Source organism: Microcoleus sp. MOSTC5, assembly GCF_036701825.1.
Taxonomy (GTDB): Bacteria; Cyanobacteriota; Cyanobacteriia; order Cyanobacteriales; family Microcoleaceae; genus Microcoleus; species Microcoleus asticus.
Genome location: NZ_JAUBRK010000033.1, coordinates 48,371 through 71,381, shown reverse-complemented (window position 1 = coordinate 71,381; position 23,011 = coordinate 48,371). Strand labels below are relative to the sequence as shown.

Here is a 23,011-nt window from a genome sequence, read left to right as displayed (position 1 = left end):
GGATAGAGCAGCCTGGTAGCTCGTCGGGCTCATAACCCGAAGGTCAGTGGTTCAAATCCACTTCCCGCCACCAAATTCAAGCGAACCCTGTAATCATTAAGGTTTCAGGGTTGTGTTTTTGGAAACCACTAGATAGAGACAAAGCGACGCGGGATAGAGCAGCCTGGTAGCTCGTCGGGCTCATAACCCGAAGGTCAGTGGTTCAAATCCACTTCCCGCCACCAAATTAAATAAGACAAGCCCCGGCAGCCTAAAAGTTGCTGGGGTTTGTTTTATACCGTCCCTGACCTCTATCTGTAAGAAAAATTAGGACACAGCACTGCTGTGTCCCTACTGGATATTTGTGTTTTATCCAAAAGGAAAAGATCGGACCGATCCTCAACTTCCAGACTTAACCCCATACTTTTCGACGATCGATCGTTTGTGCAAGCTTTATTTGTCAAAAATCTGCAATCCGATATCCATCTTTTTCAACTCAGGATTTTAAATGGCTAAATCGGCTGAGCTTCCAGCCAATCAAAAATCAGGTTTAACTGTTCCAGTGTAACTAATCCGTACTGCCACAGAACCATCGGCAGTTGGCTGGCGTCTTGTTCACCGTGTCGGAGAGCAACGGCGATCGCAGAATTCGATATCGCCAACTCCCCCCGCAAATAATCGAGCAGTAGAGCCTTTCCCATCACCTTCACCGCCAGTTTTATACGATATTGTAAAGATATGTAGCTTAGCCGGCTGAATCAGAAGTTTAATAGTCCTAATTCTCTGTTGAGAATCGGCGATGTGGTGTGATGGAAACGGCACAAAACTTGTGATAAAACTCATAAAAAAAGGCGATCGCAGTCACAATAATTCCGACCCTCAAAAATTGGGTTCCGCGATCGCTTGCTTCAAATGAATTAATTTAAAATTGCTAAAGTCCTAGCTGAAGCTGAACTCCCGCTTCTGTGCCACTGTCGGTTTGTTTGGGAGGTAAAGGATTTCCTTGACGCTGGGCGTCCGAAGGAGTAGTGATAAATTCCAATGGGCCATCGATTTTGAGGCGAAATGTGTCGCCCAAGCTGCTTTCCCTTCTAGCAGAATTAGCCGCCGTTTCTGGTTCACCAATCAAGTTTTGGTAGTCCGAGTCTACGGTTCTGTCCTCCACAGTCCTGAGGGAGTCGCCGGATAAAGTCGTTTCCGAATTTTGGGGCGCTGGTTGCAGTCTTTGTTGGGCAAGAACCGCCGGGGTCAAACCGATAAAAATTGAACTCAGTCCAAGAGCAGTGCCAAGAGTAGCAATAACTGCGTTCATCATCCATGCCTCCGCTAGTTGCATCCTACTATGCTTATTGTACTCATCCGGAATTAAGTTGCACTCTATCAAAAGTAGCTGCTTGTGGAGATATCAATTAAAGTTCCGGCAAAACTTATAACTTTGGATAGCCTTATCGGAAACATACAACTGACGCAGCAACCGGGTTGAAACGCCAAAATACGTCATTTCAGGAATGAGTCAACCAAAAACTCGGTTTGTTTGATTAGCGCACGTCGGGAGTAGAAAAATAGTTAGTGCTGGAGGCACGGACTGGTATCCACCAGTTTTTTTGTCATGAAAATAGTTCGTTGCTGCAGGCCGAAACGCTAATAAAACCCCGTTTCAGATACCAGTTTAAAAAAGAATCCAAAAGCTGGCAAATTCTAAACCCTTACAGAATCAGTCTTTCCCAATTGTTTAATTCTTGCATCTCAAATCTATAATAGTATGAGCGTGTAGGGCGATCCTAGGATTAATAGTGCATTCCTCTCGATCGCCCCTGTTGTTAAAGGGGACGATCGCGCTAAGATGGCGGTGGCAGTCGTTAAAAATTCAATTACCAGCGACAAATTCCGAACTCTTAACAGCACTTTGCCTACTAAAACCATCTCAACTTCAAAATTTGCCCTCGTCAGGCTTTACTTTTCTGAAATGTTGTGGGTTCGTAATATTTCTGCTTCATCATGCCAATCAGATATTTGACCGACCAAATTTTAAAAATGTCAGGCAAAGTGCCAATTCGCATCGTCCTTGTTGTGCCTTTTGCCCTTCAGACTTTCGCTGCTGTAGGGTTGACGGGGTGGCTGTCGCTGCGGAACGGGCGCATAGCCGTCAACCATGTTGCCGCACAACTGCGGACAGAAGTCACATCGCGTATCCAGCAACATATTAATAATTATATTGAAACGCCACACCAAATCAATCAGCTCAATCTCGATGCCATCCGTCTCGGCATGGTGAACGAGCAGGATAGTGATAGTTTGCAACGCTACTTCTACAAACAAATCAAAATTTTTGATAAAATTAGCTACATTCAATTTGCATCCGAAAAAAAAGATTTTATTGGAGTTGAACGCCTCGACGACGGCAAGTTGCAAGTTCAGATTTCTAATCAATCTACTGGCTATAATTTGCATAGCTACGCGCTGTCGGAGTTCGAGGAACCAACCAAGCTATTAAAAACTACTCTCAACTACGACCCCCGCGTCCGACCTTGGTACATAGCTCCGGTGCGCGCAGGGAAACCGACTTGGAGTAAAATTTATAATTATTTTGACGCTCCCAAACTAGCGATTACGGCTGCTCAACCAGTTTATGGCGAGGATGGCAAACTGATAGGAATTCTGGGTTCTGACTTGGCACTTTCCAAGCTCAATCAATTCTTGGAAACTCTAAAAATTGGCAAATCAGGACAGACTTTTATTGTAGAAAGGTCTGGGCAATTGGTGGCAAATTCTACTCTGGAACCGCCATTTATTGTTAGTAATGGTGTTGCGAAACGGATTGTGGCAGCCAGTAGCAAGAATGTTCTAATTCGATCGACCGCCCGCTATTTGACAGAACACTTCGGGGATTTGCACAAAATTGACAGATCTCGCCAGTTAGATTTTACGATCGACGGTCAACGGCAATTTCTACAGGTGACGCCGCTTTTAGACAGCAGGGGCCTCGACTGGTTGATTGTGGTGGCGGTTCCGGAAGCCGATTTTATGGAAAGGATTAATGCCAACACTCGCTACACAGTGTTGCTGTGTTTCGGTGCTTTGGTGGTGGCAACGGCGATTGGCGCTCTGACTTCTAGGTGGATTGTTGTACCGATTCAGCGTCTGAGCAAGGCTGCGGAGGCTTTGTCGCGGGGAGAATGGGACGGGATGGCGGTAGATTTCCGCTTGATGGCGTCTGTAGAGCGGGAGGATGAGGTGGGTGTCCTGGCTCGCTCTTTTAATATGATGGCCGCTCAATTGGAAGAGTCGTTTACTACTCTCGAAGATCGGGTAGAATCTGCGATCGCCGACAAAAATGAATTAATTCTTTCTTTGCAAAAATCGCAGCAAAAACTGGCTCTCCATCTTCACCAAACTCCTTTGGGGGCGATTGAATGGAATCTAAACTTTGAAGTAGCGGAATGGAATTTGTCAGCGGAAAGAATTTTTGGATACAACCGCTTGGAAGCAATGGGACGCCACGGAGTCGATCTAATAGTTCCTGAAAGTGCTAAGGAGTATGTCAGGCAACTATCTATCACTTTGCTAACGAATCAAGGAGGAATTAGTAGCATTAACGAGAACATGACAAAGGACGGCAAAATTATTCTTTGCGAGTGGTACAATACGACTTTGGTTGATGCTGACGGCAGCATTATTGGGGTGGCATCGCTGATTCAGGATGTGACTGAATTTCACAGTGCTGTGGGGCAGTTGCGGGCCAGCGAGGAGCGGTTTCGTCAGTTGGCAGAAAATATTCATGAGGTATTTTGGATTAGAGAACCCAATCAAAAGCAGCTAGTTTATGTGAGCCCTGCTTGCGAGAAAATATGGAATTTGAGCTGTCAGAGTTTGCAGTCAGAACCGGAGGCTTTTTGGGATGCTATTCACCCGGAGGATCTCGATCGCGTCAAGGCTGCTTTTGAGAAACAGGTGCTGGGCGATTATGATGAGGAGTATCGGGTAGTGCGATCCCCTACGGGGGCTACGCCAACGGACGGTTCAGTTTGCTGGGTGCGCGATCGGGCTTTTCCAGTCCGCAGCCAAACCGGAGAAATTTACCGCATCGTCGGTATTGCTGAAGATATTACTCAGCGCAAATTAGCAGAAGAATTCCAAAAAGTAGCGGAAATAGCTCAAGCCGCAAGCCAAGCCAAAAGCGCCTTTTTAGCGAATATGAGCCACGAATTGCGAACTCCCCTCAATGCGATTATTGGTTACAGCGATATGCTCAAAGAAGACGCCGAGGATTTAGGCTGCGAAGATTTTATCCCCGACTTGCACAAAATTCAAATGGCGGGCAAACACTTGCTGTCTTTAATTAGCGACATTCTAGATATTTCTAAAATTGAAGCAGGGCGGATGGAACTTTACTTAGAAACTTTCAACCCGGTTAATTTAATTGACCAGGTAGTTTCTACTGTCAAACCCTTGGTAGATAAAAATTATAATAAGTTTCAAGTTGATTGTGGTAGCGATTTGGGAGTGATGTATGCTGACATTACCAAAACTCGTCAAATATTGCTCAACCTGCTGAGCAATGCAGCTAAATTTACGGAAAACGGCACTATTACCCTCTGCATTGAAAGAGTTAAACATGAAAGCTTAACAACTCAAGAAATAGCAGAACCTTCCGACTTAATAATTTTTCGCGTAGCTGATACGGGCATTGGGATTTCCTCCGAACAATTGCAGCATTTATTTCAAGCTTTTATGCAGGGCGACGCCTCAACTACACGCAAGTACGGCGGCACGGGTTTGGGATTGACTATTAGCCGTCACTTTTGCGTGATGATGGGTGGCGATATGCACGTTCAAAGCGAGTTAGGTTCCGGTTCGGTTTTTACAGTGTGCTTGCCGGCGCGGGTTGAATTATTGGTCAGCAGTTAGTCTTGCTGTCCGGGATGCAATTGTTACAGAATAAACTAGCTTTATTGACAAAAAACCTACGCTTTCAGATAAGTTCGGGCCAATAAACTACGGTGATGATACCGTGCACCATAACTCCTAATCCTAGTTAATTTGCCGTTTCTGCCGCCCCAAAAATTGAGCGGTTAATACCCCGCCGACAAAGCCAAAGAAATGCGCTTGCCAGGAAACTCCCGGCTGCGAGGGCAAAACTCCCCAAATTAAACTGCCGTAGAAAAAACCGACAACTAAAGATACCAAAATAGAGGTAAAGCTGCGTTCAAAATAGCCACGCAGCAGCAAGAAGCCGAAATAACCAAAGATTAATCCGCTGGCACCAATGTGAACGGAATAGGGGGCGCCGGTCAGCCAAACTCCGAATCCGCTGACTAGCACCGTGACGGCACTCACGATAAAAAAGTCGCTAATTTCTCGCAGCATTATCAACCAACCAAATGTCACAAAAGGGAGGGTATTGGCTGCTAAGTGAGCAAAACTGCCGTGCAGAAAAGGCATAAACAGGATGCCTTGAAGTCCCTCGATGCTGCGGGGGCGGACTCCGTAGGCATTCAGCCTGCCTCGGAACACGAATACATCGACAATTTCGATAATCCAGAGGAGGGAGACGAAGCCGCCGAGAATGGCGGCGTGGCTTTGCAATTCGCGGGTGATAGCTTTGGTTTCTGGGTTACTCATGGGTTGTGAGGGCGGTGATACCGATTATTTCTCATTGTAGAAGTTTCTGAGCGATCGCGAGCAAAGATAGTTGGGGCGGGGTTTCAGGGTTGTTTGCAGCAGAGCTTATTTAGAAATATGATAAGTTTTATTAAAAGTTCCGCATTTTCACGTATAGGATAATTCACCTCGATGCGTCACAATTGTAATTGAACTACAAAAGGAGAGTCAACCGAAGGTTGAAGCTAAAAAGTAGAAGACAGAATTTTTACCCTATCAATCAATTGTTGGGCTTGAAATGAGGACACTTTTTAGAGTGCACACCGTCTTTAAAAAAAAATCAGGAACTACTTTTCTCGCCCTAAGTCATTAATTTAAGAAGTTCAATCCGGTAAAGCAAAACGAGATGCTGTAGATACTGATTGTAGATAATATAGCACAAGCTCTACAAAGAGTTCTTGGCACCTCGTTATCAAAGAGGAACAGAGCAAAATGAACGTATTTGAGCATACAGTCTCCTACCGAACTCTACCAAATTGGGTAAGGTTTAGCAAACAAGAAACCGCAGTTAATGTCGCTACAAATTCTCAACCTTACGGTCAAAAGCCACACTTTGACCCCTTGCATCCGCTAAAAGAATGGCTTGATAACACTGCAATTAAAAGTCAAAAGTTGGCTCGGTTGCTGTGTAAATTTATTCCTAGCCAGTGTCCGTTTGAGCGAGAATTCAAACTTGGCGCTCGCACTTTATTATCCATTCCGCCGCTGTGCAAGTTAAATCCGCTTTACGAGCAAATCGTTGGGCTGCGCTTTCGTGCTTTGTGTTATTTGGCTGACGAGTGTGGCGAGGATGTGACTCCTTATTGTTAATTCTGCAAAAACTTAAATTTTTAACTGTCTTTTCACCCTCCCTTATCCTTGTTGGGGAGGGTTTTTGTTTTGTGCGGGCTTTCAAGGATCTAAAGTGCGATCGATTTCTTGCTCGTCCAGTAAATCCGCTTTCAATCAATTCTTTTATTCCGTGATGGGTAGTTATCTCAATGGTGGTTGTTTGCGACAGTTTCGTGGTTCGCCTCTTGCCTAACTTTATTGGGTAATCTCCCAAAATATATACGGTTTTGCCCCCTCCACAGCGCTATGAGCTAGATACCATTAGACAAGTGTCAAGGACATCATCAATCTATGTAGGTTGAGCAGTGGAGTGAGGCAAACCGCAATTAAAGTTCAGGTTTATTCCCCACATTTTTCCCAAAATTGATAGATTAGTAATTGAAGCAAATATTTAAGCTCATTCACAAATCTAACTAATACTAAAATTGAAATTTACGAACTCGGCAATTAGCGGTAAAAATTATCAAATATTTTAACCATATAACTAATACCAAGTGTTGAAAAAAGTGTTAAAAAAAACGTTGTTTGCAGTAATTATTGCGCTTTTATCTTTTATGGTTGCACTCATCCTATCAGCTCAAAGTTCTGAGGCTGTCAATGAACTATATGTATTTGGGGACAGTCTTTCCGATATGGGAATGGTGTTTCGAGCGAGCGGGGGTCAATATCCGCCTCGTTCGACTTACTTTCAAGGGCGTTACTCGAATGGTAAGGTTTGGGTAGAGTATCTTGCCGATCGCCTAAAGTTGCCGCCTGAACGAGTCACTAATTTGGCTTATGGAGGTGCAACAACGGGCAGCGATCGCAATAGCCTTGTCCCTGGTTTGTTAGCGCAAGTTCAGTCATGGACTAACTCCCAAAAACAGGCAAATCCTCATGCGCTGTATGTACTGTGGGCGGGTGCAAATGATTATTTGCAGGGGGTAAATAATGCGAAGCTTCCCGTTGAAAATGTGGCAAAGGCGATCGCTTCTCTTGCTGGTGTGGGTGCCAAAAATATCTTGGTGGCAAATTTACCAGATTTGGGGCAGTTACCGGCGACGCGAAAAGGCGCTAATTCTACAAGGCTCACTGCATTGACACAAGCACACAATCAAGGTTTGAGGCGAACGGTTAAGGTATTAAGTCAACAGCATTCTGACTTAAAGATTGCGACTCTGGATGCTAATGCGCTTTATCGGGAAGCGATCGCAAACCCGGCTAAATATGGCTTGACTAATGTGACGAGTGCCTGTTTATCGGGTGGAGGTGTTTGTGGTAGTCCCGATCGATTTTTGTTTTGGGACGGCATTCATCCGACGACGGCCGCACACAAAATTTTGGGCGAAGCAGCCTCCGCGATCGTGCAGGAAAGCGGGATGATTAAATCTGAATTAGGGACGTTTCGGTAAACCATTTTTAGGCCCGACGGGCGATCGCCACAAGATCGGGATACTCCCTTTTCGTAGAGGTTGACATGATTTTTTGCCTGAGAGCAAGATTGGCTCATCTGATATTGTAGAAATTTCTCTCGTGGGCGATCGCACGCTTGTTATCCATTCCGCCACTGTGCAAGTTAAATCCGCTTTACGAGCAAGTGGTTGGGCTGCACTTTCGAGCTTTGTGTTATTTGGTTGACGAGTGTGGCGAAGATGTAACTCCTTATTGTTAATTCTGCAAAAACTTAAATTTTTCACTGTCTTTTCACCCTCCCTTCTCCTTGTTGGGGAGGGTTTCTTGTTTTGTGCGGGCGAATTAAGGATCGTCCGTGCGATCTTTCCGAAGCTAATACAGCAGATTTCACGTTTGTAGGGGCGGTTCTAAGAGTTCCCGCCCGCGATCGACCTAAAATTTGCTGCTACGATCCAACCGAGGACTAAAGTCCGATGCTGCGAACCTATTTGGAGTGACTATCGCTGTCTTCTTCGTCTTCTTCCCTAATATCCTGGAAAATATGCCAAACCAAGCAAACAATACCAATCCAAAATCCTGAAACTGGATCTAACCACGAGATTAAATTGACGATGCCAAACTCGGTCAATTGTCCAGCAACGCAGGTGAATTTGTGATTTTTTACAATATCTTTGAACTTCATGGCGGTATTCCTAAATGTCATAATCTACAAATAACCGCATACCAGGGGCAGCATCCAGAGCAAAACAGTGCAGATTGAACTGCACCGATCTGCACTAGGATTTTTCCCTAGCTATTCACTAAACTATGAATAGTCGCAATCTCTCCACTTACCACCGATGAGCAAAACTCCCAATTCCAGCACCATAGGACTTACTCCAGAAGGATTAGAGAAAGTTCGCGAAAGAATGGCCCAATTGCCCAAGCCTGAAAAACCGGATAAGAAAGGTTGGACTCAAGAGGATTTAAAAAAAAAGTCAGGGGTGAGTATTGACACGGTTAAGCGGTTTCTTGATAAAAAGCGAATTAGGAGAGACTTTATTACTTGGATCGCCCAAGCTTTAAATTTAGAAATAACCGAAATTGTCGATCGCCACGAATGGAGCCCACCCTCACCGCCAGCAACCCAAATTGACTGGCGCGAAACCTGCCGCGCCGCAGCCCAAACCAAGCGACAAGCAGCCAACACTTTTTTTGCCAACGACTTAGGGCGAAAAATAGACCTCAACGAGATTCACGTCCCCTTGGGATTAATCGAACGCCAGCAAAACCCCCAGCGCCGCGATGATTTTTCCCCTCAAATAGGTTCCCAAGCTTATCAGGAAGCCGAAAAACTCATTCCCCTAAGTTACGACGAATTTTGCGAAAAAGTCCTCGCTAACAGTGACAGCCCTAAAAGCAACGGCAAACGCCTTGCAGTCATCGGCGAACCGGGTGCGGGAAAAACCACTCAGTTGTTGAAAATTGGCGATCGTATATTGGCGGAAACTGAATATTTGCCCGTATGGATATCCTTAGCAGAGGTGAAAAAACCTTTGTGCGAATATTTAATCGAAGATTGGCTGCGAATAGCGGCGGGACAATTGGATGCTGCACCTGCGGAATGGGTGAAAGAATTTAAGGAATTACTGACAGCAGGAAAAATCTGGTTGCTGTTGGACGGCGCGGATGAAATGGGAATAGCGGATTCCCTGGGAACTCTATCGCCACAGTTGAGAGAACGGGTATTCGATAAAGTACGAATAGTAATCAGTTGCCGCCTGAATATTTGGCAGGCTACGGGGAATTCCCTGTCGGATTTTGATACTTATAGAATGCTCGATTTCAGCTATGGAGACGGCGATAATTCCGATCAGGTGAAATTGTTTATCGATCGATGGTTTACCCCCCTTAATCCCCCCTTGCCAAGGGGGCAAACTAGCCCGATTCCTAATCTCTTACCAAGGGTGGAAACTACCTCAATTCTTGCTCCCCCCCTTACCAAGGGGGGGCAGGGGGGGGTTCTACGCGCAAAAGAAACTACCTCCATTCCTGCTCCCCCCCTTACCAAGGGGGGGGTGGGGGCGAATCTCCGCGCCGCCTTAGACGAACCGGGAAAAGAGCGAATCAAAGATTTAGTACGCAATCCCCTGCGGTTATTCCTGCTGTGTTTAACTTGGGAATTCGGACAGCAAAAATTACCGGATACTAAAGCCGAACTTTATGAGGTATTTGTCGCAGCGCTTTATGATTTCAAAAAACAAGCTTTCCCGACAACAGCAGCACAGAGAACCAACTTAAATGCTGCCTTGGGAAAGTTGGCACTGACAGCAATTGAAGCTGGATATAAATCGATATTGCCGGATTGGTTTGTGAGCAAACATCTGGCGCAACCGCATCCAGAGTTATTTGAAAAAGCAATTGACTTAGGTTGGCTGAATCGAGTCGGAGTTGATGCCGAAAACCCGCTGAAATCTGTTTATGCTTTCTATCATCCTTCTTTTCAGGAATATTTTGCAGCGTGCGAGATTAAGGATTGGCACTTTTTCTTGAATCATGTGCCGCAGAATCCGCAGCAGGGGATTTATCGGATTTTCGAGCGGCAGTGGAAAGAGGTGATGTTGCTGTGGATGGGGCGAAAGGATGTGGAGAGGGAGGAGAAGGAAGCGTTTATTAAGGCGTTGGTGGAGTTTGATGATGGATGCAAATATTTTTATGGGTTTCGAGCTTATTTTCTAGCTGCTGTATTAATTGATGAGTTTAAGGATTGTGCTTTGGCTGATGCGATCGTTGCTCAAATTGTGCAGTGGGGATTTGGTTATTTCAATATTGAAAAGCAGGAGTGGCAGACATTTTTATATCCAATTGCCGAAGCATCAAAAGCAATATTGCCAGAGAGCGATCGGACAAGAGCGATCGCCACTTTAACTGAGTTAATCCGCACCTCTGAGGATGAAGATATCCGGTGGGAGGCAGTAGTCAACTTAGGGAAAATAGACGAAGGCAACCCAGATGCGTTCGCTGCTTTAACTGAGTTAATTCGCACCTCTAAGAATGAATATATCCGGTGGGAGGCAGTAGTAATCTTAGGAGAAATAGGCAAAGGCAACCCAGATGCGATCGCTGCTTTAACTGAGTTAATCCGCACCTCTGAGGATGAAGATACCCGATGTATGGCAGCAGATAGCTTAGAAAAAATAGACGAAGGCAACCCAGATGCGATCGCTGCTTTAACTGAGTTAATCCGCACCTCTGAGGATCGAGATCTCCGGCAGAGTGCAGTATATAGCTTAGGGGAAATATATGCAGGCAACCCAAATGCGATCGCCGCTTTAACTGAGTTAATCCGCACCTCTGAGGATGAAGGTATTCGGTTGGAAGCAGTAGATAGCTTAGGGAAAATAGGCAAAGTCAACCCAAATGCGATCGTCGCTTTAACTGAGTTAATCCGCACCTCTGAGGATCGAGATCTCCGGTGGAAGGCAGTAAATAGCTTAGGGGAAATAGGCAAAGGCAACCCAGATGCGTTCGTCGCTTTAACTGAGTTAATCCGCACCTCTGAGAATGAAGATATTCGGTGTGCGGCAGCAGCAAGCTTAGGAGAAATAGACGAAGGCAACCCAGATGCGTTCGCTGCTTTAACTGAGTTAATCCGCATCTCTGAGAATGAATATATCCGGTGTGCGGCAGCAACAAGCTTAGGAGAAATAGACGAAGGCAACCCAGATGCGTTCGCTGCTTTAACTGAGTTAATCCGCACCTCTGAGAATGAAGATATTCGGTGGCAGGCAGCAGATAGCTTATGGAAAATCGACGAAGGCAACCCAGATTCGATTGCCGCTTTAACTGAGTTAACCCGCACCTCGGAGAATGAATTTATTCGGTTGCAAGCAGCAGATAGCTTATGGAAAATCGACGAAAGCAACCCAGATTCCATCGTCGCTTTCACTGAGTTACTCCACACCTCTGGAGATGAAAATATTCGGTATCAAGCAGAAAATAGGTTAGGGAAAATAGACACAAATAGGTTAGGGGTAATAGACGAAGGCAACCCATATCCGATCGCTGATTTAACTCAATTTATCCTTACCTGTGAGGATAAATCTAGACAGGAGACAGCAGCCTTTTTTTTAACAACAAAAATGACAGAAACTCAGCAAATGACAGGGGTTGTCACTGCCTTAAAAAATTGCCTATCCGATAAGACTTACGAAAATGACTTTGAGAGATTCAAAAATTCCTACGCAGTCATCTGGCACTGTGCCCAAAATCTCCCTTACACCACCTTCTATGACGCATGGCACCATCCAACCACCACACCCCATCCCGAAGTTCCCGATTGGCAAACTTTCCCCCAAGACATTGCCAGAGAAATCAATAATCAAGCCGAATTATCCAATCAAATCCAACTCCTGTGCATCGACAGCAAAAACTTCATCAACCCCGACAACCCCGCCGCCAAAATTTACACCGAAATGCTGAAACAAGGCTGTCCCAAAAGTGAGGATGGCACACCGAAAACAATGGCAGATTTACAAACTTATTGGGATTTGCTGCTAATGGATAGCGAGAAATCTTTGATCTTAGTATTCTACAACTCGCGGGGGGAAGAGGCGACAGGATTTAGCGAGACATTTGTCAACGATTTAAGCAAGTTTGACGGCAATATTGCTATTGTTAGCGAGAATAACGCGCATTCGCTGGCAGCTTTTTCACTCAGTCAATCTGATTTGATTGGAGCGATTGTGCGGTGGATTTGCCAAGTTGTATGGGAAAGTTAATCGATCGCACAGGTGCGTCGCTATTAGATTCAGTCCTGGACACATCAAACCAAAGAAACCGGGTTTTTTACCGATATTAAAGGCTACGAGCCAATATTTTCGTAAAAAACCCGGTTTCTGCGTCCAGGACTAAGATTATCGATATGCAAGTCAGAGATTTTGGGTGGCGACGCACCCTACGAACTACTGTTGCTCTTGGGATCTTCAGGCTCAGGGGGTATGTCTCCTTTTTTTTTTTGCTTCCAACACCGCTGTTTCAACGATAAAAGCTATCAAGCTGGCTGTGGGTCTACCTTGCCGATCGGCCCACAGCTCTAAGGATTCATATATGTAGTCGGGGAGTGTTATGTGAACGCGCTTGCTCACTGTCAATATTTGCCTTGTGCTAACGCTCCCAATCATATCAAAACTGTGGGCTTGCTTATGCCCTCAAATTTCAGGCTTGATCGGGACTGTCCTCCTCGTAATCCATTAAGTCTCCGGGCTTGCAATTGAGTGATTTGCAGAGAACGTTTAACGTTGCTGCGTCTATTCTGGTGAGGTAACGGCGAGTTTTGAGTCGAGAAATAGACCTGGGATTCATGCCCGTTAGGACAGCCAGTTCCTTGTTACTGATATTCCGATCGGCCATGACAACTGCTAATCTCCACCGGATCACTGTTTAACTGCTCGTATAGCACAACCTTTGCAAGGCAGATGCTAGCACCTTGTATGCCAAATTTTTTGCTGTATAGACTGTTACAGTTGCATAATAGACCGCAGCGGTTGTCAAACTGCTTTATTTGGATTAAACTAAGTATGCAAAAGTCAAAAGCCAGTCCGACGCTTTCCGAGGGCTCAGGACTGGCTATGGCTCCAATTAACAAAGGAGATACACCTATTATGCGGTATGAAAAACGTCTCAAACCGTGGATCGTTGTTCGTTTGCTTCCGAATCTGCAAAGGGTCGTTGTGGGTCGCTTTCGCAGTTGGTCAGATGCAGAGGGTCACTTGCGAGTTCTCAAACAACTGCTTCCCGGTGCTCGATTGACTCTTGTTTTCGATCCGATCGATTAATTTTGGTGGCGACTGTCTGAAAGCACGCGCGAGCGAAGCTATCCCGCTCTTAATCGCCCGAATGTTTGATTCGGGCGATCGCATTTTTGGGCAATGTTAGACTGGACGCAAGATATGAATTGAAGGTAAAAAACCGTGACAGCTAGTCTACAAGTAACAGAACAGCCAACTTCACAGCGATACTTTACTCCAGAAGAATATCTAGCTCTGGAAGAAACAGCAGAGTCTAAAAGTGAATATTCCGACGGAGTAATTATTCCCATGACAGGTGCAAGTACAAATCACAATCACATTTCCCTGAATATGAGTATAGCATTACGTCTTGCTCTTAAGGGACTTGATTATAATGTTTTCATGGGTGACGTGCGCCTGTGGATGCCGAAAAAGCGATTTTATACTTATCCCGATGTGATGGTAATTTTAGGGAAACCTGAGTATTACAACAATCGCAAAGATACGGTAATAAATCCTCAAGTTATTATTGAAGTTTTATCAAAATCTACCAAAAGTTACGATCGCAGCGATAAGTTTCAGTTTTATCAAACGCTGCCGACCTTTCAAGAGTATATTCTAATTGACCAATCGCGAATTTATGTAGAGCAGTATTGCAAGTTGGCAAACAAGCGATGGTCGTACAGTCAGTACGATGAAGACGATACAGCGCTAGTTTTTGATTTTTTTAAAGTTGAAGTACCGCTAGCAGATATGTATGAGAAGGTGGATTTTGAGGCGGAAAATGAGCCAGAAGATAGCGCGGAAGAATAAGGCCGATCGCACTTGGTTTGAAAAGGGCGATCGTCATATTGTTTCCGGTAGCATCGGAATGATATAGAGGACACGGCAGTGCCGTGTCCCTACAATTAATGGAGGTAGGGACACGGCACTGCCGTGTCCTGACTGTGAGTAATATTAATTCCGATGCTACCGGAGTTGATATTACTAAGTAAGGTGGGCAAATGCCCACCCTACAACTAACTACGCGCCGACAGATTCCTTCGCTGCGTAAAGAACCTCAACGGTAATCTTATCAATCCCCCGATCGCGCGCAAACTTCTCAGTATTCCGCTTCACCTTACCCCGCACAAAACCAGGGATTTTGTTCAATTCAGCCTGTCCATCCTTCGTCCAACCCATATCAGAATCAGCCGAAATACCCTTCGTAATCACTTCCTTGGTATCGTGGCCGCCGAAGATTTCCAGCAAGTGGTCTTCCATTCCCAAAGTGAAGGAATTGTACACCAAATCTACGCACTGATTCGTGCCTTCATAACCCAAAAATGGCTTGTAGCCGATCGGGAAATTTTGGACGTGAATCGGTGCAGCAATTACGCCGCAGGGAATATCCAACCGCTTACCGACGTGGCGTTCCATTTGTGTACCGAAAATCGCGGAAGGTTCGGCTTTGGCGATCGCATCTCCAATCGCCCCGTGATCGTCCGTAACGAGCACTTCATCGCAATACTCGCTAACCTCTTGCCGGAACCAATCAGCATCGTGTTTGCAGTAGGTTCCTGCCCACACAACGTGGATTCCCATCTCGCGAGCCAAAATCTTCGTCATCGCCGCAGCGTGCGTATTATCGCCAAATACGACGGCTTTTTTGCCAGTTAAGTTTTGGCAGTCGATCGATCGAGAAAACCAAGCAGCCTGCGACACAAACCGCGTTTGTTGGTCGATGAAATTTTCGTAATCAACATCCGCACCTTGAGCATTCAAAACTTGCTGAATCTTGCGGATACAGCGCGCAGTTTCCACCACACCCATCGGCGTAATATCCACCATCGGCGTGCCGAATTCTTTTTGCAAATACTCCCCGGCCATCATCCCCAATTCCCGATAAGGAACCAAGTTAAACCAAGCGCGCGGTAGTCTTTTCAAGTTATGAACCGAAGCACCTTCGGGAATAACTTCGTTGACTTCAATGCCCAAATCTGCCATCAAACGCTTCAACTCGGTGCAGTCGTGCTGGTTGTGGAAACCCAGCGTAGACATACCGATAATGTTGACAGATGGTTTTTCGCTTTTGGCTTCTACTAAATCGCCTTTTTTGCGGGCTTTGTTAATGTAAAACTGGACGATTTGATCCAAAGTGCGATCGGCAGCTTGCAGTTCGTTGACGCGGTAATGGTTGACATCGGCCAGCAATACATCGCCTTTGGCATCCAATTGAGCTCGCTCCACGAAGTTTTCTAAGTCTTCTTGCAGAATGCTGGAGGTGCAAGTCGGAGTCAACACGATTAAATCTGGGTGTTCTTCTCTGTCTTTGCGGGTGATGTTGTCCACCACCCGTTCCTGCGAGCCCCGCGCCAGTACGTGTCTGTCAACGACGCTGGTAGTTACCGGGGTAAAGTCCCGTTCCCTCTCCAGCATGGAACGCATGACGTTAAAATAGTCGTCTCCAATGGGTGCGTGCATGATCGCATGGACGTTTTTGAAGGAAGTGGCGACGCGCAAAGTGCCGATGTGGGCTGGGCCTGCGTACATCCAATAAGCCAATTTCATAGGTATTTTTCCTGGTGCTGGTTGAGAATTGCCCGATCGGGCGATTACTGCTAAATTTTAAGGTTGTTTCTGATTTTCTCACCGGATGAATCCTTTAGAAATAGTAACTTTCTGAGGATTTACAGATTTGAGAAATGCTCAAACGCTTTTGCTGCTTGGGATTTAACTGGCAATTCCCATAACTTTACCTTTGTTTTATGGCAATAATTCTTAATTTATTGTCAAGTTTCGTTAAGAAATCTGCAAATTTTATCAACGTAGGATACCCCAGGCGCAACTTACACCTAGATTGCTGCCAGAATTTTCGCAAAGGTATATATTGACTTTTTAGCCAACTCAGGATAAACTATTAATTAATCCACTATTTTCCCGGCATCAAAAGTTGCAAAGCGGGGGAGATATTGACGTAAAATCAATCCTTGACAAATCCCATGAAACTATCCAAAATAGACTTGAGCAACGTATTAGCAGTTGGTCACTCTAACGGCAAGCTAGGACTGTTAATCGAGCGGGGGGAAGAAGTCGAATTTATCGAAATTGTCGCTCCCGAAGCTGCAAAGGAAGGGCTGCAAATGGTTGATTTCATCGCGAATACAGATTCAACAGAACTCAGTGCTGGTATAGAATTAAAAGAAATTGCTTCAAGCCCAGAACCAATTGCGATGATGTCGGTAGATTCCGAAATGGCTAGATCGATCGGATACGACGAAGAGGAGCAAGTTTTGCAAATAGAATTTAGCAGCGGGTCAGTCTATCAATACAGCGATGTGGAACCCCAAATGTGGGAATCTCTACAAGATGCTGATTCTACAGGCAAATTTTTTAACTCCGAGATTAAAGGTTATTATTCGAGCCGGCGCGTTGATGACTAGCGTGTAGTTAGGAGTTGCACCTTTGGGCGGTTTGATTGAGGTGTGAGACCTTCATTCAAGCAATCTCCTAAAAGCTGAGATTGTTTTTTTTTGTCAGGCGTGCGATCGAGTCTCAGAGTAAATCCTTGCACAAATCCTGTATTTGTGCTTTTCTTTGCTTAAATGCTGAGGTGACGAAACCCCGAAGGCGCTTTTGTCACCTCAGCAGTTCTTTGCTGTCAAGGCGTGTCTTCCCACACATCCCAAAAGATATCTCTTGAGCGATAATGAAGAATAACATAGGATTTACGAAAAGAAACCCGGCTTATACGAGAAAATCTTGGGTTCGTCAACGACTAGCAACGAAGAAACAGGGTTTCTAGCCCGCCGCGCGTAAGTCCTGTAACATTGACCAAGCACACCTAATTTGAGAGAACCCAACTATGATGGCAATTCCCGGCGTTGCAGTTCTCGCTCTCATTTATGAAAGCAGCACTTCCCTGGTTTACCGCGGCCACAACGAGCAGGACAACCAACCTGTTATTATCAAACTTATCAAAGAAGACTATCCGACTCCTGAAGAACTGAATAGATACAAGCGCGAATATGAGATTACTGCCAACTTAAACCTGCTGGACGGAGTTGTTAAAGTTTACAAGTTGCAGCAGGTTAGAAATAGTCTGGCAATGATCTTAGAAGATTTTGGGGGCGAATCTTTAAAAATCTTTATGGCTTCCCAAAAATTTACAATTTTAGGATTTCTGACTACTGCCATCAAAGTTGCTGAAACTTTGGGAGAGATTCATGGTAAAAATGTAATTCATAAAGATATCAACCCCTCTAATATAGTTTTTAATCCAGCTACAGGACAAGTTAAACTCATAGATTTCAGCATCTCAACGGCATCAAACCTGGAACACGTTCCGAATAAAAATCCTAATTTTTTAGAAGGCACTTTAGCCTATATGTCGCCGGAACAAACCGGCAGAATGAACCGGGTAATCGATTACCGCACCGACTTTTATTCCCTCGGCGTCACCTTCTATGAAATCCTGGCAGGACAGCTCCCTTTTCCCACTACAGATCCTATGGAGTTAGTTCACTGTCACATCGCCAAACAGCCAGTACCTATCGCTGAAATTGCCCCAGAAATTCCTCAAGCTGTTTCAGATATTGTGATGAAATTGTTAGCAAAAACCGCTGAGGAGCGCTATCAAAGTGCTTGGGGACTAAAAGCCGATTTGGAATCCTGCTTGTTTCAGTGGCAAACATCTGGGGTTGTTTCCGAGTTTCCTCTCGGCAGCCAAGATATTTCCGACAAATTTCAAATCCCTCAAAAACTTTACGGCAGACAGCGAGAAGTTGAAACTCTTGTAGCAGCATTTGAACGGGTAGCAGCAACAAATAATCGAACCCGCACCGAACAATCCCAAATTTCTATCATCAAGAAAGAGAGCAAATCCAGGAAAGAAATTTCCCTGTCAGTCTTATCGAGAGGACAGCATAAATCTCGCAGCGAGATGATGCTGATTGCTGGTTATTCCGGCATTGGCAAATCTGCAATGGTGAAGATTTTAGACAAACCTATTACCCGCAGGCGTGGCTATTTTATTTGGGGAAAGTTTGACCAGTACAAGCGAACTATTCCTTACTCTGCAGTTGTCAGCGCTTTTTCGGAATTGGTGCGACAACTCTTAACTGAAAGCGAAGCTCAATTAGGAGTTTGGCGCGAAAAACTCCGCAGTTCTTTCGGTCAAAATGGGCAAATTATTATTGATGTCCTTCCGGAAGTTGAACTAATTGTCGGAGCTCAGTCTCCTGTAGCTGAATTGGGGCCGACGGAATCTCTGAACCGCTTTAATTTAGTCTTTCAAAATTTCATTCGCGTATTTTGCCAACCAGAACATCCGCTGGTAATTTTTCTCGACGATTTGCAGTGGGCTGATTCTGCTACTCTCAAGCTGATCGAATTGATGATGACAGATGAAGCTACGCAATATCTGTTTTTAATTGGCGCATATCGGGATAATGAAGTTAGTCCTACTCATCCTTTAATGATGACTGTGGAGACGCTGCGAAATCAGGAAGCTATCATTAATCAGATTGCTTTGTCGCCGCTGGGGGTGGAAAACATAACTCATTTGATTGCCGAGACTTTGCACAGCGATCGAGAATCTGTGAAACCCTTAGCTGAATTGGTAATCAGCAAAACCGACGGCAATCCTTTTTTTGTCAATCAATTCCTGCAAACATTGTATCAGGAAAACTTGCTAGTTTTTCACCCGCCACAGTCGGGGATTAAGGGCGGCTGGCATTGGGATATGAGTCAAATTGAGCAGTGCGCTATCACTGACAATGTAGTAGATTTGATGGTACAAAAATTGAGAAAACTGCCAAGTTCAACGCAGCAAGTTTTGCGTTTAGTGGCTTGTTTGGGTAACGAATTTGACTTAAATACTCTTTCTTTAATTCATGAAAAAGAAGCCTCTGAAACTTTTTCTCACCTGTTGCCGGCGATTAAGTCGGGACTGATTCTGCCAACTTCGGAATTGGAAAGCAAGTCATTAGATTACGTGCTGTTCCCGCTATTAATTCTGAATTATAAATTTTTGCACGATCGGGTACAGCAAGCAGCTTACGCTCTGATCGACGACTCGCAAAAAAAGGCCGTTCACCTGAAAATAGGCAGGCAAATCCTAGAAAACACTCCGGCTGAATATCGAGCTGACAGAATCTTTGAATTAGTCGATCACTTGAATGTAGCTCGATCGCTAATTAAAGACCATCGAGAATTAATTGAACTGGCAACGCTGAATTTAGACGCGGCCCGCAGAGCCAAAGATGCCACTGCTTATGTTGCTGCCTTGCAGTATTTGACCGCAGGCATGGACGGTTTGAGCGCCGATATTTGGGATGCCCACTACGATTTAGCCTTTGCCTTGCACATGGAGCGGGCAAATGTTGAGTATTTAAACGGTTTTTTTGAGAAGTCTGAAGAATTTATTAATATAACTTTAGAAAAAGCGCGATCGGCATTAGAAAAGGTAGAAATTTACAACCTGCTGATCGTGCAGTACACCCTGCGGGCGAAGTACGAAGAAGCCGTTAAAGCAGGAATCAAAGCTTTGGACTTGCTAGGTATTGACTTGCCGCTAGACGGGCTACAAAAAGTCATATCCGAAGAATTTGCAACAGCCACGAATATTTTGGCTGGTAGAGAAATAGCTTCCCTGATTGACGCCCCCGAAATGACTGTACCCGAAAAAAAAGTGGCCGTCAAATTAATTACAAACTTGCTCACATCGGCGTACCTCAAAAATCCCGACTTGTGGAAAGTCAGCGTTTTAAAAGGAGTCAATCTTTCTCTACAATACGGTTTAGTACCCGAAGCCTCTCTTTGCTATGCTGGCTACGGTATGTTCTTAAACGCAGTTTCGGGAGATTACAAAGCTGCGTATCAATTCGGCTTGCTCTCGCTGAATCTCAGCGAAAAATCTGGCAATATCGGCTTGAAGTGCAGAGCTTGTTCATCCCTAGTCAGTATTTTTTATTACTGGTTCAATCACATCAAAGATTCCCACGCGATCAGCAATGAAGGATATCAAGCAGCTTTAGAATCAGGAGATTTAGAGTATGCGGGTTATATCCTGTCCAACCGCATAGCTAACTCATTTTTTCAAGGTAAAGAAATCTCGCAAATTCTGGCCGACACAAGCAGGTATTTGCAGTTCAGCCAAAAAACCAAAAATCAGCTCGTAACCGATATATTATTAGGGGTAGAGTTAATCCTGCGCAACTTGAGCAAACTAACTTCTGAAAAGTTTGTATTTGAAAGCGAAGATATCAGCGAAGCTGAATACGTCAACAACTGTCAAGCTCATCAAAATTTGTACTCGCTCTGCCTTTATCAGATTCGGAAATGCCAGGTAATGTACTGGTACGGCAACTTCAATGAAGCGCTACAACTAGCTTTGGAAGTAGAAAAACAGCTATCTTTTATTACCGGAGCCATACCAGCTACAGAATGGAATTTTTTCTTTTCTCTAGTTTTAGCCGCCGTTTTCCCCAATGTTTCCGAAGACAAGCAAAAGCAATACTTGGAAAAGTTAGAAGCCAACCAAAAACAGATGAAAATTTGGGCAGACAACTGTGCCGAAAATTTTCTGCACAAGTACCTTTTAGTACAAGCAGAAATAGCCAGAATTTCCAAGAAAGATTCAGAAGCTGTAGAGCTGTACGATTTCTCTATCAGTTTAGCTCAAGACAATGAGTTTGTCCAAAATGAAGCGCTGGCTAATGAACTAGCAGCTAAGTTTTGGTTGAGTAAAGGCAAGTATCAATATGCCAAAATCCACTTGCGCGAAGCTCACTCGTGCTACTTGCGCTGGGGTGCAGTCCGCAAAGTAGAAGATTTAGAACAGAAGTATCCGCAGTTGCGGGAAATGACGCCGCTCAACGGAAGTTTTAACAACAGTCAAACTACAACAACTATTCATACTTCTACTGGCAGCGATGCGAGAGTGCTGGATTTAGCAACGGTAATGAAAGCATCTCTGGCGATTTCAAGCGAAATTGTACTCGATAAGTTGCTGGCTTCTTTGATGAGAATATCCTTGGAAAATGCGGGTGCTCAATTAGGTTTTCTGATATTAGTCAGAGATGGTCAACTGTTGATTTTAGCTAAAGCGTCAGTATTTTCTGAAGATGTAGCCGTGCTGCAATTTACGCCTGTTGAAGGCTATCAGGATTTACCTGTGACGGTGATTAATTATGTGGAAAGGACTCGCTCGGATTTGGTGTTGAGCAATGCGGCGGCTGAGGGACTATTTACAGCCGATCCTTACGTCGCCAAACACCAACTGCAATCTATTTTGTGTACTCCCATCATCAATCAAGGCAAACTGATCGGCATTCTTTATTTAGAAAACAATTTAACTGTCGGGGCATTTACTCCCCACAGATTGGAAGTTTTAAGGTTGCTTTCTTCCCAAGTTGCTATTTCTTTAGAAAATGCTCTGCTTTACAATTCGGTGGAACAGAAAGTGCAAGAGCGGACGCAGGAGTTAAATGAAAAGAACGAGCGTTTAGAACAAACTTTGCGCGAGCTGAAACTAACTCAAGCTCAATTAATCCAAACGGAAAAAATGTCGAGTTTGGGGCAAATGGTGGCTGGTGTAGCTCACGAAATTAATAATCCTGTAAGTTTCATCTACGGCAATCTCAATCCGGCTAGCGAATACGTTAAAGACTTGCTAAAATTGATTGAGCTTTACCAGCAGCACTATCCCGAACCGGCTGATGAAATCCTAGAGGAAATAGAAACAATTGAGCTGGAATTTTTGAGCGAAGATTTGCAAAAGCTGCTGGATTCTATGAAAGTAGGAGCGGAAAGAATCCGGGATATTGTGCTGAGCTTGCGGAATTTCTCGCGCCTCGATGAAGCGCAAATGAAGTCGGTAGATATCCATCAAGGCATCGACAGTACGGTGATGTTGCTGCAACCGCGCCTGAGAAAAGAGGGCGGGCGTTTGGGAATTGAGGTGATTAAAAATTACAGCACGCTACCACTAATTACTTGTTATGCGTCTCAGTTGAATCAGGTATTTATGAATATTTTGACAAATGCGATCGATGCTCTCCTCATAGCAAGAGATTGCCCGGAAAACTCTCAGAACCAGCCTGCTATTACAATTTCAACAGAGGTGACAGACAGGAATTCTGCTAGAATTAGAATTGCTGACAACGGCCCTGGAATGAGCACTGAGGTGCTGCACAAGATATTCGATCCGTTTTTTACAACTAAGCCAGTGGGTTCGGGAACTGGTTTGGGATTGTCTATTTCGCACTCGATTGTGGTTAGTTCTCACGGCGGAAAGTTGACTTGCGTGTCTGCACCGAGAGAGGGGAGCGAGTTTATTATTGAAATTCCGATCGCCCCCAGGCAAGTTTTGTAATCGGCGCGACTATCAACCCAAATCC

The 23,011-nt window shown here is 44.8% G+C and carries 16 protein-coding genes, 2 tRNA genes and 1 pseudogene; 11 read left to right on the top strand and 8 right to left on the bottom strand.

The window, feature by feature from the left end; genetic code table 11:
• Positions 1 to 73: transfer RNA gene (locus QUA54_RS19195), tRNA-Met, on the top strand.
• A 74-nt stretch (positions 74 to 147) separates the two neighbouring features.
• Positions 148 to 224: transfer RNA gene (locus QUA54_RS19190), tRNA-Met, on the top strand.
• Between the two features lie 267 nt (positions 225 to 491).
• Here the strand turns inward: QUA54_RS19190 and QUA54_RS19185 are convergent.
• The 3 genes from QUA54_RS19185 to QUA54_RS19175 form a co-directional block, all read right to left on the bottom strand.
• Entirely contained in the window at positions 492 to 680 is a 189-nt protein-coding gene (locus QUA54_RS19185) for a DUF2949 domain-containing protein (RefSeq protein WP_333190865.1), read from the bottom strand.
• A 230-nt stretch (positions 681 to 910) separates the two neighbouring features.
• Positions 911 to 1,294, bottom strand: coding sequence for a hypothetical protein (locus QUA54_RS19180; RefSeq protein ID WP_333196611.1), 384 nt, complete (start codon positions 1,292 to 1,294; stop codon positions 911 to 913).
• A 437-nt stretch (positions 1,295 to 1,731) separates the two neighbouring features.
• Entirely contained in the window at positions 1,732 to 1,902 is a 171-nt protein-coding gene (locus tag QUA54_RS19175; protein WP_333415878.1) for a hypothetical protein, read from the bottom strand.
• A gap of 111 nt (positions 1,903 to 2,013) precedes the next feature.
• Between QUA54_RS19175 and QUA54_RS19170 the strand changes: the two genes are divergently transcribed.
• The gene (locus tag QUA54_RS19170; protein WP_333415877.1) at positions 2,014 to 4,887 is read left to right on the top strand and encodes a PAS domain S-box protein; all 2,874 of its coding nucleotides are present in this window, start codon (positions 2,014 to 2,016) and stop codon (positions 4,885 to 4,887) included.
• A 123-nt stretch (positions 4,888 to 5,010) separates the two neighbouring features.
• Here QUA54_RS19170 and QUA54_RS19165 read toward each other — a convergent pair whose 3' ends face one another.
• Positions 5,011 to 5,601, bottom strand: coding sequence for a rhomboid family intramembrane serine protease (locus tag QUA54_RS19165; protein ID WP_333415876.1), 591 nt, complete (start codon positions 5,599 to 5,601; stop codon positions 5,011 to 5,013).
• 471 nt (positions 5,602 to 6,072) lie between these two features.
• Here QUA54_RS19165 and QUA54_RS19160 point away from each other — a divergent pair, with 471 nt between their 5' ends.
• The 3 genes and pseudogenes from QUA54_RS19160 to QUA54_RS19150 all read left to right on the top strand — a co-directional run.
• Positions 6,073 to 6,450, top strand: a complete 378-nt coding sequence (locus tag QUA54_RS19160; protein ID WP_333190862.1) for a Mo-dependent nitrogenase C-terminal domain-containing protein — start codon at positions 6,073 to 6,075, stop codon at positions 6,448 to 6,450.
• 527 nt (positions 6,451 to 6,977) lie between these two features.
• Positions 6,978 to 7,862, top strand: a complete 885-nt coding sequence (locus QUA54_RS19155) for an SGNH/GDSL hydrolase family protein (RefSeq protein ID WP_333415875.1) — start codon at positions 6,978 to 6,980, stop codon at positions 7,860 to 7,862.
• Positions 7,863 to 7,999: 137 nt separating this feature from the next.
• Positions 8,000 to 8,122, top strand: a pseudogene (locus tag QUA54_RS19150) (Mo-dependent nitrogenase C-terminal domain-containing protein); the annotation flags it as partial.
• Positions 8,123 to 8,347: 225 nt separating this feature from the next.
• On the opposite strand, the gene QUA54_RS19145 reads toward QUA54_RS19150, so the two are convergent.
• A complete protein-coding gene (locus QUA54_RS19145) occupies positions 8,348 to 8,545 on the bottom strand; it encodes a hypothetical protein (protein WP_333133974.1) in 198 nt (65 codons plus the stop codon).
• A gap of 157 nt (positions 8,546 to 8,702) precedes the next feature.
• Between QUA54_RS19145 and QUA54_RS19140 the strand changes: the two genes are divergently transcribed.
• Positions 8,703 to 12,623, top strand: a complete 3,921-nt coding sequence (locus QUA54_RS19140) for a HEAT repeat domain-containing protein (RefSeq protein WP_333415874.1) — start codon at positions 8,703 to 8,705, stop codon at positions 12,621 to 12,623.
• A 210-nt stretch (positions 12,624 to 12,833) separates the two neighbouring features.
• Here the strand turns inward: QUA54_RS19140 and QUA54_RS19135 are convergent, their stop codons facing one another.
• Positions 12,834 to 13,025, bottom strand: coding sequence for a ribbon-helix-helix domain-containing protein (locus tag QUA54_RS19135; RefSeq protein WP_333415873.1), 192 nt, complete (start codon positions 13,023 to 13,025; stop codon positions 12,834 to 12,836).
• A 34-nt stretch (positions 13,026 to 13,059) separates the two neighbouring features.
• Positions 13,060 to 13,281: a helix-turn-helix transcriptional regulator gene (locus tag QUA54_RS19130; protein ID WP_333415872.1), complete on the bottom strand. Its 222-nt coding sequence runs from the start codon at positions 13,279 to 13,281 to the stop codon at positions 13,060 to 13,062.
• Positions 13,282 to 13,421: 140 nt separating this feature from the next.
• Here QUA54_RS19130 and QUA54_RS19125 point away from each other — a divergent pair, with 140 nt between their 5' ends.
• Positions 13,422 to 13,679, top strand: a complete 258-nt coding sequence (locus QUA54_RS19125) for a hypothetical protein (protein ID WP_333415888.1) — start codon at positions 13,422 to 13,424, stop codon at positions 13,677 to 13,679.
• Positions 13,680 to 13,814: 135 nt separating this feature from the next.
• A complete protein-coding gene (locus QUA54_RS19120) occupies positions 13,815 to 14,444 on the top strand; it encodes a Uma2 family endonuclease (RefSeq protein ID WP_333415871.1) in 630 nt (209 codons plus the stop codon).
• 210 nt (positions 14,445 to 14,654) lie between these two features.
• On the opposite strand, the gene bchB is transcribed toward QUA54_RS19120, so the two are convergent.
• Complete coding sequence (gene bchB / locus QUA54_RS19115; protein WP_333190857.1) at positions 14,655 to 16,181, bottom strand: ferredoxin:protochlorophyllide reductase (ATP-dependent) subunit B; 1,527 nt, start codon at positions 16,179 to 16,181, stop codon at positions 14,655 to 14,657.
• A 431-nt stretch (positions 16,182 to 16,612) separates the two neighbouring features.
• On the opposite strand from bchB, the gene QUA54_RS19110 reads away from it, so the two are divergent.
• Entirely contained in the window at positions 16,613 to 17,053 is a 441-nt protein-coding gene (locus QUA54_RS19110; protein ID WP_172189928.1) for a KTSC domain-containing protein, read from the top strand.
• 422 nt (positions 17,054 to 17,475) lie between these two features.
• Complete coding sequence (locus tag QUA54_RS19105; protein ID WP_333415870.1) at positions 17,476 to 22,986, top strand: AAA family ATPase; 5,511 nt, start codon at positions 17,476 to 17,478, stop codon at positions 22,984 to 22,986.
• The last annotated feature ends 25 nt before the right edge of the window (positions 22,987 to 23,011 follow it).

Bases quoted from the DNA above. Each gene is read 5' to 3' on its own strand.
- QUA54_RS19125 (WP_333415888.1), top strand. From the start codon at position 13,422: ATGCAAAAGTCAAAAGCCAGTCCGACGCTTTCCGAGGGCTCAGGACTG.
- bchB (WP_333190857.1), bottom strand. From the start codon at position 16,181: ATGAAATTGGCTTATTGGATGTACGCAGGCCCAGCCCACATCGGCACT.
- QUA54_RS19185 (WP_333190865.1), bottom strand. From the start codon at position 680: ATGGGAAAGGCTCTACTGCTCGATTATTTGCGGGGGGAGTTGGCGATA.
- QUA54_RS19110 (WP_172189928.1), top strand. From the start codon at position 16,613: ATGAAACTATCCAAAATAGACTTGAGCAACGTATTAGCAGTTGGTCAC.
- QUA54_RS19160 (WP_333190862.1), top strand. From the start codon at position 6,073: ATGAACGTATTTGAGCATACAGTCTCCTACCGAACTCTACCAAATTGG.
- QUA54_RS19145 (WP_333133974.1), bottom strand. From the start codon at position 8,545: ATGAAGTTCAAAGATATTGTAAAAAATCACAAATTCACCTGCGTTGCT.
- QUA54_RS19140 (WP_333415874.1), top strand. From the start codon at position 8,703: ATGAGCAAAACTCCCAATTCCAGCACCATAGGACTTACTCCAGAAGGA.
- QUA54_RS19170 (WP_333415877.1), top strand. From the start codon at position 2,014: ATGTCAGGCAAAGTGCCAATTCGCATCGTCCTTGTTGTGCCTTTTGCC.
- QUA54_RS19165 (WP_333415876.1), bottom strand. From the start codon at position 5,601: ATGAGTAACCCAGAAACCAAAGCTATCACCCGCGAATTGCAAAGCCAC.
- QUA54_RS19105 (WP_333415870.1), top strand. From the start codon at position 17,476: ATGATGGCAATTCCCGGCGTTGCAGTTCTCGCTCTCATTTATGAAAGC.
- QUA54_RS19175 (WP_333415878.1), bottom strand. From the start codon at position 1,902: ATGGTTTTAGTAGGCAAAGTGCTGTTAAGAGTTCGGAATTTGTCGCTG.
- QUA54_RS19135 (WP_333415873.1), bottom strand. From the start codon at position 13,025: ATGATTGGGAGCGTTAGCACAAGGCAAATATTGACAGTGAGCAAGCGC.
- QUA54_RS19180 (WP_333196611.1), bottom strand. From the start codon at position 1,294: ATGATGAACGCAGTTATTGCTACTCTTGGCACTGCTCTTGGACTGAGT.